Origin of the sequence: Pseudomonas sp. (assembly GCF_041601375.1) — a bacterium.
In the GTDB taxonomy this organism is placed as follows: domain Bacteria; phylum Pseudomonadota; class Gammaproteobacteria; order Pseudomonadales; family Pseudomonadaceae; genus Aquipseudomonas.
Window position 1 is genome coordinate 1 of record NZ_JBFIIG010000160.1, and the last position, 9760, is coordinate 9760.

A 9760-nucleotide genomic window follows, 5' to 3' on the forward strand; every position below is an offset into this window, starting at 1 on the left:
CCTGATCCCATCCCGAACTCAGTAGTGAAACGATGCATCGCCGATGGTAGTGTGGGGTTTCCCCATGTGAGAGTAGGTCATCGTCAAGCTTATATTCCAAACCCCCCATCTGCGTAAGCAGCTGGGGGGTTTGTCTTTGCGCGTCGAAAAGACCAGGTGCAGGCAACCCAACCAGCGCTGAAGGAACAGTCCTGTGTTCTGCTCGTCTAGAATAGTGATCCAACTCACGTGAGGGATTGTGCATGGCCGACTCGGCAGATACCGGTGACTTGTCGATAGCTTCATTGGGTGAGTTGGCTGCCTGCCCCGAATGCGATCTATTGATGCGCAGGCCATCACTGGCCGATGGTGAACGAGCCGTGTGCCCGCGTTGCGGCTATGAGCTTTACTGCCACCGCCATCGTGTTGTGCGGCGTAGCCTGGCCTTGGTGCTTGCCGCCTTGCTGCTTTATGTTCCTGCCAATTTTCTGCCGATCATGCGGCTCAATCTGCTCGGTCGAACGAGCGAAGACACGATCTGGAGTGGTGTTGTCGGGTTGTATGACAGCGGCATGCAGGGCGTGGCCCTGGTGGTGTTCCTCTGTAGCATGGCGGTGCCCTTGCTCAAGCTGCTTTGCCAGTTGCTAGTGTTGTTGAGTATCACCTGGAACATGGGGCGCAGTTATGGCCTGCTGGTCTACCGGATCTATCACCATCTGCGTGAGTGGGGAATGCTGGAGGTCTATTTGATGGGCATCTTGGTGGCGATCGTCAAGTTGGCCGATATGGCTGACTTGAGCCTCGGCATCGGCTTGCTGTGTTTTGTCGCCCTGCTCTTGGTACAGGTATGGCTGGAGGTGACGATGTCGGCGCATCAGATTTGGCGGGCCTTATCCGGGGAAGATGCGCATGCGGGCGATTGATGCGGGTCTGTTGGTGTGCCACGAGTGCCATAAGCTGAATAAGCAGGAGCCCGCCAACCACAGGCAGTTCTGCTCGCGTTGCGGAGGTGTTATACATGCGCGCCGCCCGGACAGTCTGGTGCGCACCTGGGCATTATTGCTGACGGCCGCCATTCTCTATATTCCGGCCAACCTACTGCCGATCATGACGGTCAACTCGCTGGGCAGGGGGCAATCCGACACCATCATGTCGGGCATCGTCGAACTGGCGAATCTCGGCATGCTGCCAATTGCGGCGGTGGTGTTCATCGCCAGTATCCTGGTGCCGATCTTCAAAATGGTCGGGATCTCCCTGCTGCTGTATTCGGTGCAGCGCCATCAGCCCATGTCGGTACGCCAGCGGATTGTCATGTACCGCTTTATCGAGTGGATCGGCCGTTGGTCGATGTTGGATATTTTCGTCATTGCGATTCTTGTGGCCGTGGTCAGGTTCGGCAGCCTGGCGAGTATCGAGCCCGGGCTTGGAGCGATGGCCTTCGCCAGTGTGGTGATTCTGACGATGCTCGCGGCTTTAACTTTCGATCCCCGCTTGATCTGGGATAACACGGAGTCGGACGATAACCATGACTGATCTACCAACGGCAAGAACGCGTCCTGCTTCCAACTGGTCGGCCATCTGGGTTCTGCCGCTGATTGCCTTGTTGATCGGTGCCTGGCTGGGGTGGCGTACCTACAGCCAGGCCGGGATCGAAATTCAGCTGTCTTTCCCCAGTGGTGAAGGCGTTCAGGCCGGCAAGACGGAGGTCATCTACAACGGCATGGCGATCGGCAAGGTCAAGGCGATGAGCCTGGACGACAGCGGCGAAGCCCTCAGCGTTGTCGCCACAGTGGAAATGAACAAGGAGATCGAGCCTCACCTGCGCAGCAACACCCGCTTCTGGCTGGTCAAACCGAGCGTGAGCCTGGCCGGGGTCAAGGGCTTGGAGACCCTGGTTTCGGGCAACTACATCGCCTTTAGCCCGGGCGATGGCGAACCGACCCTGGAATTCCAGGCGCTGCCCCAGCCGCCACCCTTGCCGGATGATCGACCCGGATTGCATTTGACCCTGAAAGCCGAGCGACTCGGCTCGCTCAATCGTGAGAGTCCGGTATTCTTCAAGCAGATCCAGGTAGGGCAAGTGAAAAGCTATGCCCTGGCCGAAGACCAGAGCACGGTCGAGGTGAAGCTCTATATCGAGCCGCTCTATGCCGACCTGGTGCGCAAACATACGCGCTTCTGGAACGCCAGCGGCATCAGTATCGATGCCGATCTGTCTGGCTTCAAGCTGCGCAGTGAGTCGCTGGCCAGCATAGTGGCAGGCGGTATCGCCTTCATGACCCCCGAACATCGCAAAGACAGCCCAGCGGCGGACCCGGGCACGGCGTTTCGGCTTTACGAGGATTTCGATGCCGCAGCGGCCGGCATCCGGGTGCAGGTCAAGATGACCGACTTCGAAGGCTTGCAGGCAGGGCGAACGCCAGTGATGTACAACGGCATCCAGGTCGGTACCTTGAAGGTGCTGCAGATCAATGACGATCTCGCCGCCGCCACGGCCGAGTTGGCCCTCGATCCACGCACCGAAGACTTTCTGGTCGAAGGTGCCGAGTTCTGGGTGGTCAAACCGTCGATCTCGTTGGCCGGCATCACAGGTTTGGCGGCCCTGGTCAAAGGTAACTACATCGCGGTGCGCCCCGGCGACAAAGGAGCTGAGGCCAAGCGCGAGTTCGTGGCGCGGCCCAAGGCGCCTCCGCTGAACCTGGATGCGCCCGGCCTGCACCTGGTGTTGTTCAGCCCCAGCCGCGGCTCGCTGGAGGTCGGCAGTCCGATCCTCTATAAGCAGCTCAAGGTCGGCTCGGTGCAAAGCATCCAGCTGTCGCGCAACCAACAGCGGGTCGTGCTCGGTGTGCATGTCGAGCCGGAATACGCACGGTTGGTGAACGGCACCACGCGCTTCTGGAATGCCAGCGGTATCACCCTGAAGGGCGGTTTGTCCGGTGTCGAGATAAAGAGCGAATCGCTGCAAACCCTATTGTCCGGCGGCATCGCGTTCGAGACCGAGGATCTGCAGGCGCCCGTGCTGGTCAGGCGAGTGCCGCGCTTCAATCTCTTCGAGAGCCGCGAGGCCGCGCTACACAACGGCCTGGCGATCAGCATCCGACTGGACCGCGCGGATGGCCTGAGTCCGGGCACGGCGATCCGCTACCGAGGCCTGGATGTCGGCTCGGTCGACAGTATCGAACTCGGCGACGATCTGCAGTCGGTGGTTTTGCATGCCCGGGTGACCCAGGCGGCTCGACAGATCGCCAGAGTCGGTACGCAGTTCTGGGTGGTCAAGCCGGAGCTCAGCCTGACCCGTGTGGACAACCTGGATACCCTGATCAGTGGCCAGTACCTGGAGGTACTGCCGGCGCACGCGGCAGCGGCGACCCGGCAGACCGATTTCGTTGCCCTGGCCGAGCCGCCAAACCAGGGGGTGGATGATCTCGGCCTGCGTCTGGTGCTCAGTGCGGCGCGGCGCAGCTCGCTGAAAGCCGGGGTGCCGGTGACTTATCGCGAGGTGCCGGTGGGCAAGGTGACCGGCTACGAGCTCGGACCGACCGCGGACCGGGTGCTGATCCATATCCTCATCGAACCGCGCTATGCCGGCCTGGTGCGCACCGGCAGCCGCTTCTGGAGTACCTCCGGCATCGGCGTCGAGGCAGGCTTGTTCAAGGGGGTGAAGGTGCGTAGCGAATCCCTGGAAACCATTATCGAGGGCGGCGTGGCGTTCGCCACGCCGGAGGAGCCCACGAGCAACCAGGCCAGGCCGGGGCAGACCTTTGCCCTGTTCGACGAGCCGCAGGACGAATGGCTGCACTGGGCGCCGAAGATTGCCCTGCCGAAATAGGCAAGACACATATAACCAGGGGTACATAGGCCGCCCTGGTTATATGTAGCGGCTGCTTCAGGCCGGTTCGACAGCTTCGGCGGGCTGGGTCTGCGCTTTGCTGGTTTCCCGGCGCTGGATGTACTTCCAATCCGCTTCGTCGATATAGATACCGTTCGGCCCGCTGCCGCCTTCCAGGTCGATGGCCACATGGGCCGAGACCTGGGGTTTGACCGAGGCGAGTATCGGCACGAAGCCCAGCTGCAGGCTGGTTTCGATCAAGGCCTGCTGGTTTTTCTCGTCGATATCCGCCGCCTCGTCGAGGTAGTAGGGCAGGCGAATACGCCCAGCCTGTTCGCGATCCATCAGGTGCAGCAGCAGGTACATGTTGGTCAGCGCCTTGATGGTCATGGTGGTGCCGTTGGAGGCCGCGCCGTCGATGTCGGTGTGGATCACAGGCGCGCCATGCACCTTGGTGATCTCGAAGGCCAGTTCGAACAGGTCCTTCAGGCCCAGCTGGTTATGGTTGGCGGCGACCAGGCGCGCCAGGTATTCCTTGGCCGCCTCGTTCTTGCTGTCCTGATCGCTGCTCTGCTGCAGGTCGAATACCGAGAGGGTTTCGCCTTGTTCGTATTGGCCGGCGCTGTGGATGATCTGATCGATATGCTTGAGCGCGTCCTTGTTCGGCGCCAGCACGATGCGGAAGCTTTCCAGGTTGGAGACCTGGCGCTTGTTGATCTCGCGGTTGAACAGCGCCAGCTGGTGTTCCAGGTTGTCGTAGTCGCTGCGGATATTGCGCAGGGTGCGGGCGATATCGGTGACCGCGGCGCGGCGCGCCTTGACCAGGGTCAGCGCTTCGTCCTGGCGGTGCGCATAGGCGTTGACCAGCAGGTGCAGGCGGCGCTCGACGTCGTCCTCGCTGTCGAACTTGGCCACGCCCTTGAGGCGCACCTGGGCGTAGAGCGCCTCGATCTGCCCGTCGACCCGCTGCAAGCCCTGCCAGGCGTCCTGGTAATCGTTGAGCAGCGGCAGCAGGTTGTCCAATGAGTCGTCCACTGGATCGGTAAAGGGCGTGCCGAACGGCAAGTTGGCCGGCAGCAATTGGCGCCGGCGCAGTACGTCTTCCAGGGTGCGTTGCTTGGCTTCCAGGTCGGCGAGCTGGCGGCCGACCAATTGCAGCTTGGCGGACAGCTGCTGCACGCGCTCGGTAAAGGCGTCCGAGGCGCGCTTGAGTTCGTCCTGGGCGGCCTCCAGTTGCGCCAGCTGCTCCAGCTTGCTCTCTTCTTCCGCCGCCAGGGTCTGGCTGCGGCGAAAATCTTCCAGGGCTTTCTGCGCGTCCAGCACGGCCTGGTACAGCTGCTCGGCCTGAGCCTTGCTGGCGGAGCGGTCGACGGCCACCGCTTGCTGGGTTTTCAGCTGTTTGTATTCGCGCTCGAGACGGTCTTTCTGGTCGCGCAGGGCGGCGCGGTCGGCCAGGGCCTGGAGTGCCGGCGGTTCGATATGCGAGAGGTCGATGGACAGGCCGGGCACTTCGAAGTGCTCGCCCTTGAAACCGTCGAGAATCGCTTCCAGGGACTTCACCCAGGCGTCGCCATCGGCCAGTTGGATGCCTTTCTCGCCGAGCGGCAGGCTGAACAGTTGGCCGTTGAACAGGCGCATCAGACGGTCGACATCGGCCTGGCTGAACTCCTCGCGCAGACGCGAGTAGCTGTTGTTGTCGGCGTGCGCGAGCTGCTGCTTGACCGACTTCAGGCGTTTATCCAGGTCGCGCAGGCGTTCGTCGAGGTCCGCGCTGGAGAACTGCCGGGATTGCGCCAGGGCACCGGCCAGTTCGTCGTGGGCATCCTTGGCGGCGAGTAGCTGCGCCTCCAGCACCTGCACGTCGCTGACCAGGGCGAAACGGTTTTTCAGCACCGACAGCTCGCCGAGCCAGCGCTGAATTTCGCTGATCTCGCGCTCCATGCGCATCAGCTCGGCGGTACCGCCACGTTGTTCCTGCTGCAAGCCGTCCTGCTCGCCTTGGTAATGTTCGGCCTGGATCACCAGTTCCTCGCGGCGGGCGCCGGCATAGTCCTGCCAGGTGCCGAGCAGGGAGTCGAGCAATGGCGAGAGGCGATGCAGCTTGCCGCGCAATTGCTCGCGCTGGGCCACGCCGGCGGCCAGGGCTTCGATCAGTGGGCCGGCGGTTACCAGGGCCTGGTAGTCCTGCTCCATACGGCGCACATCGCGGAACGCCTCTTCGGTGGCGGCGATGTAGTCGACGCTACCGGAGCGCAGGCTGTGCTCGAAGGCATCGAGGAACAACTGCTTGAGCTTGGCCGCGGTGATCTCGCGCATATGCAGCAGGTTGATGAACAGCGCGCGGAAGGTCTTCAGGCTCTGCTCGCTGGTCGAGCGAAGGGGGATCAGGGTCAGATCGAGCGGGATGGAGGTATGGCCGCCGACCAGCAGGCGGCGCAGTTCCTCCGGCTTCAGTTCATAGGCCTTGATGCCTTCGCGTTCCAGGGCGTTGAACAACTCGCGCTGGCGCAGGCAGGTTCCGTTCTTCTGGTAGTGGGCCAGGTCCAGCTCGCCCTGGTAGGCGAAGAACTGGTGACCGAAACCGCCGCCCGGCCCGCGCCCAGCCACGCCGATCACATGGGGGCCGTGGGGCAGGGCGACTTCGACCAAGATATAGCTGGTGTCGCTGGCGAAGTAGAACTTGCGCGATTGCTCCAGGCTGTATTTACCGAAGCTCATGTCCGACATGCGCGCCAGAATCGGGAACTGCAGGGCGTTGATCGAGGCGGATTTACCCAGGTTGTTGGCGCCGTACACCGACAGCGGGTTTTCCAGGGGGAACAGGCCGAGGCTGTAGCCGGCGGTGTTCAGCAGGGCGAAGCGGCGGATGCCGTAGCGTTCCTGGCTCATGCGTCTATCTCCTGTACGGCACGTTCTTCGGCCATGGCGCGGGCCAGGGCGTCTTCTTCGGATAGCTCCGGTGTATCCTCGGCGAGGCTGATGATGTCGTCCTCGGCTTCATCGCCCCGCAGTACCGGCGTGGGCAGCGGCAGGGCGCTGTGCAGGGTAGCGGCCAGGTCGCGATCCTGCTGTACGCTGAGGCAGACATCGAGGAAGCGGTGCATGGGCGCGAGGAAGCGGTAGATGCCGTTTTCTTCGCTGGCGAAGCCCAGTTGGGTCAGGCGGCGCATGACCTTTTCTTCCAACTCTTCGATGGTGGTGACTTCGGCCTGGAGAAACAGGTCGCGGTACTTGTCGAGCAAAGCCGGCAATTCGTCGCGGCCGAGGCTGCCGCCGTCGAGCACGGCCAGTGGGTCGCGGCCCTGATCGGCCAGGTGTTCGACCAGGATGAAAGTGAACAGCGCCAGGCGCTGGGCGGTCTTGTTGACCTGGGCGCCCATCTGCTCGGGAACGAAATAGTAGAAGCCGCGGCTGTCGCAGATCAGCTCGTAACCGAGCGCCTTGAACAGGGCGCGGTACTGATCCTGCAGATTGGACAGCTGGGCATACAGCTCCGGGTCGCGGCGGCTGACATGGTAGCCCTTGAACAGCTCGCGGAAGATCGGCGCCAGCTGGGTGAGTTCTTTCAGGTCGATATTCATGGCGATCCATTGAGCGCGTTATGCGTAGGGTGCGCCGTGCGCACCGCGGGTTCGTGGAGGGTGCGCGCGGCCTAGGCGGCCCCGCACACCCTACGGGCCAGCTGGTGATCTGAGCAAGGCAAAGGAGCTCAGGCTGAGCTGATGCTCGGCGGTCAAATAGTCGCGGCGCTCCAGGCGCTCGCGCTGGAAGCGCGCATCGCGGGACAGGCGCGAGAACCAATAGAGCAGTTCGTCGGTGGCGCCTTCGGGTTCCTGCTGCAGCAGCCAGACCATCAGATCCGGCAGCGGCAGCGCCTGCTCGCAGCGTTCGAGCATTTCCCGCGCGGTGCGTGGCGCACGCGGTGCTTCGCCCTTGCGGGTGCTATGGGCCTTGGGGAACTGCGCCGGTTTGGGCTCGAAGCGGGCCAGGGCGTAGACATAGGCCTCGACCTGGGACGCGCTGCCGAGAAAGGTGCTCTGCGGACGGCTGAATAGCGGCAACGAAGCCTGGGGCACCGCATCCAGGCCCTTACGGCGGATCGCCGCCAGGGCCAGGGCCGCGCCGCGAGTCACCGCGTTGTGCCGGCGGGCTTCTTCGCGCAGCGGCAGCAGCAGTTCGCGGGCCTTGCGCAGGGTCAGCTGGGCGGTGGTCTGCATCTCCAGGATGCGCGCGTGGGTGCGCAGCAGCAGATCGTCGTCGACCAGTTGGCCGAGGCGCTGCTGCTCGCCGAGCAGGCGCAGCAGCACGTGTTCGACGCGGTAGACGCCCTGCTCGAAGGCGCCGTCGGCGGCGACCAGCTGAATCATCGGCTCGACGTACTCGTCCCAGGTCGCCAGCACTTCGGCGTAACGCTGACGCAACGGAATCTGCCGATCCGAGGTCTTGGCCCGTTCGGCCACCGCGACCAGTGCCTGTTCATCATTAGCCAGCTTCTTCAGCACATCGCGCACGCGCATATCGAGCAAACGCAGCTGGCGGGCCAGATCGGCGGCGTCGCGCACCTCGAAGGCGTCCTTGATATAGCCGGCCAGGCGTTCCAGGTGGCGCAAATAGGCCTCGATCTCCAGGCACAGGCCCAGGCGGTGTTCGCGGCGCAGGTAGGCGAGGAAGTCGTGGATCTGCGCATTCAGCTCGAAGCGGTTGGGGCTCTTGGCCACCGGCACCAGGATATCCAGGCGGATCCATTGGTCGAGCAGGGCGGTAATGTCCACCGGGGTGCTGTCCGGCAATTGCGCCGTCAGCTGTTTGCGCAGCTCGATCAGGCTCAGGGTGCCGGCGTCGAAGCGCTCGCAGAGCGGCTCTAGTAACGTCCAGTGTTCGGCGAGGGCGCGCAGTACGCGCTTGGGGTCGATCATCGCAGGGCCGGTCGCTCAATCTCAGAAAAGCGCCGATTGTACTGCATCGCTCGCCGATCGCTTACGCGCGAACCGATCGGAGGCGTCGATCCGCCGGAAGTGACCCAATGCGGCAGTTTAGGACTGCCAGCGGTCGCCCGGCAGCCTGGAGTGCGCCCTAGTAGCGCCATTCGCGTGGCGGAATGGCGCTGGCATGATTTCTGCGATAGAGCACTAACTGCCTTATGCATGGATCGGGTCGAGGTTATGCCTTCCACGTGCGCTGCCCATATCGATGACCACTGGCGCGAACTGCAACAGCAGCGCGAACTGGCCTGGGATCTCGACGCCATTTCCGACCGCAGCGAAGCCCTGGCCTTCCTGCGCCGCTTCGAAAACTGTCTGTGCATCTATTCGGCCTATGCACAGAAGCTCTACAGCAGTTACAGCTTCGTCATCCCGCAAACCGATCATGGCGATATCACCATCCTGCCGGACGAGCAGGCGTGGCAGGCCACCTACAACGAGATCCCGCCCCAGGCGGTGGAGCCTGCCGGGGTGCACATCCTGCCCGGCGAAACCCTTGGCTACAGCGGCCTGTATCTGAAAGTCCCGAGTGAAAACCGTCTGGTCGCCTCCAGGGAGCTGCCATTTCATAAGGGGCTCAAGCTGCTGATCCAGCGTTTTCAGGCCAGGGGGGAGGCCTTTCTACCGGTGCTGATCAAGGAAGACTTGCGCGGCTTCGAGGGGCGCATGCCGTCGCTGCACCTGCACCGCATCGTTCCGGCGCGCCTGGGGCCGCGCGCGCAACCGGATATCGGCGCCATGCAAGAGGCGATTGCCGAACACCTGCTCGGGCTGTTCCGCCGCGCTTGAGCCGCCTCGGCGCACAGCCGCCAACCACCGAGCTGAGCCGTCTTGCCACGCCCACGCTGGCATGTGCCTATAGCCATTAAATAGACATCCTTCGGGCGTATGCTCAGGGGTACGCAAGTTCGGCGGCTTTTCGTCAGGCTTTTTTTGCGTCTGCGGCCTGTGCCAGCCGGTGGCTCGAAAG

7 protein-coding genes and 1 rRNA gene are annotated in these 9760 nt (G+C 63.0%); 5 read left to right on the forward strand and 3 right to left on the reverse strand.

What is annotated here, in order from left to right; translation table 11 throughout:
* From rrf to ABZE94_RS17235, 4 genes are all read left to right on the forward strand, one after another.
* Positions 1 to 89, forward strand: a 5S ribosomal RNA gene (gene rrf / locus ABZE94_RS17220); the annotation flags it as partial.
* A 153-nt stretch (positions 90 to 242) separates the two neighbouring features.
* Complete coding sequence (locus tag ABZE94_RS17225; RefSeq protein WP_372876806.1) at positions 243 to 902, forward strand: paraquat-inducible protein A; 660 nt, start codon at positions 243 to 245, stop codon at positions 900 to 902.
* Complete coding sequence (locus ABZE94_RS17230) at positions 889 to 1512, forward strand: paraquat-inducible protein A (RefSeq protein ID WP_372876808.1); 624 nt, start codon at positions 889 to 891, stop codon at positions 1510 to 1512. Before ABZE94_RS17225 ends, ABZE94_RS17230 begins: the two co-directional genes overlap by 14 nt.
* The gene (locus ABZE94_RS17235; protein WP_372876810.1) at positions 1505 to 3808 is read left to right on the forward strand and encodes an MlaD family protein; all 2304 of its coding nucleotides are present in this window, start codon (positions 1505 to 1507) and stop codon (positions 3806 to 3808) included. Before ABZE94_RS17230 ends, ABZE94_RS17235 begins: the two co-directional genes overlap by 8 nt.
* A gap of 57 nt (positions 3809 to 3865) precedes the next feature.
* On the opposite strand, the gene mksF is transcribed toward ABZE94_RS17235, so the two are convergent.
* The 3 genes from mksF to mksB all read right to left on the reverse strand — a co-directional run bounded on the left by mksF (position 3866) and on the right by mksB (position 8724).
* Complete coding sequence (gene mksF / locus ABZE94_RS17240; protein WP_372876812.1) at positions 3866 to 6697, reverse strand: Mks condensin complex protein MksF; 2832 nt, start codon at positions 6695 to 6697, stop codon at positions 3866 to 3868.
* Positions 6694 to 7389, reverse strand: a complete 696-nt coding sequence (gene mksE / locus ABZE94_RS17245) for an Mks condensin complex protein MksE (RefSeq protein WP_372876814.1) — start codon at positions 7387 to 7389, stop codon at positions 6694 to 6696. Before mksE ends, mksF begins: the two co-directional genes overlap by 4 nt.
* Positions 7390 to 7479: 90 nt before the next feature.
* On the reverse strand, positions 7480 to 8724 hold the full coding sequence (mksB, locus tag ABZE94_RS17250) for an Mks condensin complex protein MksB (protein ID WP_372876816.1): 1245 nt from the start codon (positions 8722 to 8724) through the stop codon (positions 7480 to 7482).
* Positions 8725 to 8970: 246 nt separating this feature from the next.
* Here mksB and ABZE94_RS17255 point away from each other — a divergent pair, with 246 nt between their 5' ends.
* The gene (locus ABZE94_RS17255; protein ID WP_372876818.1) at positions 8971 to 9579 is read left to right on the forward strand and encodes a hypothetical protein; all 609 of its coding nucleotides are present in this window, start codon (positions 8971 to 8973) and stop codon (positions 9577 to 9579) included.
* Positions 9580 to 9760 lie beyond the last annotated feature (181 nt).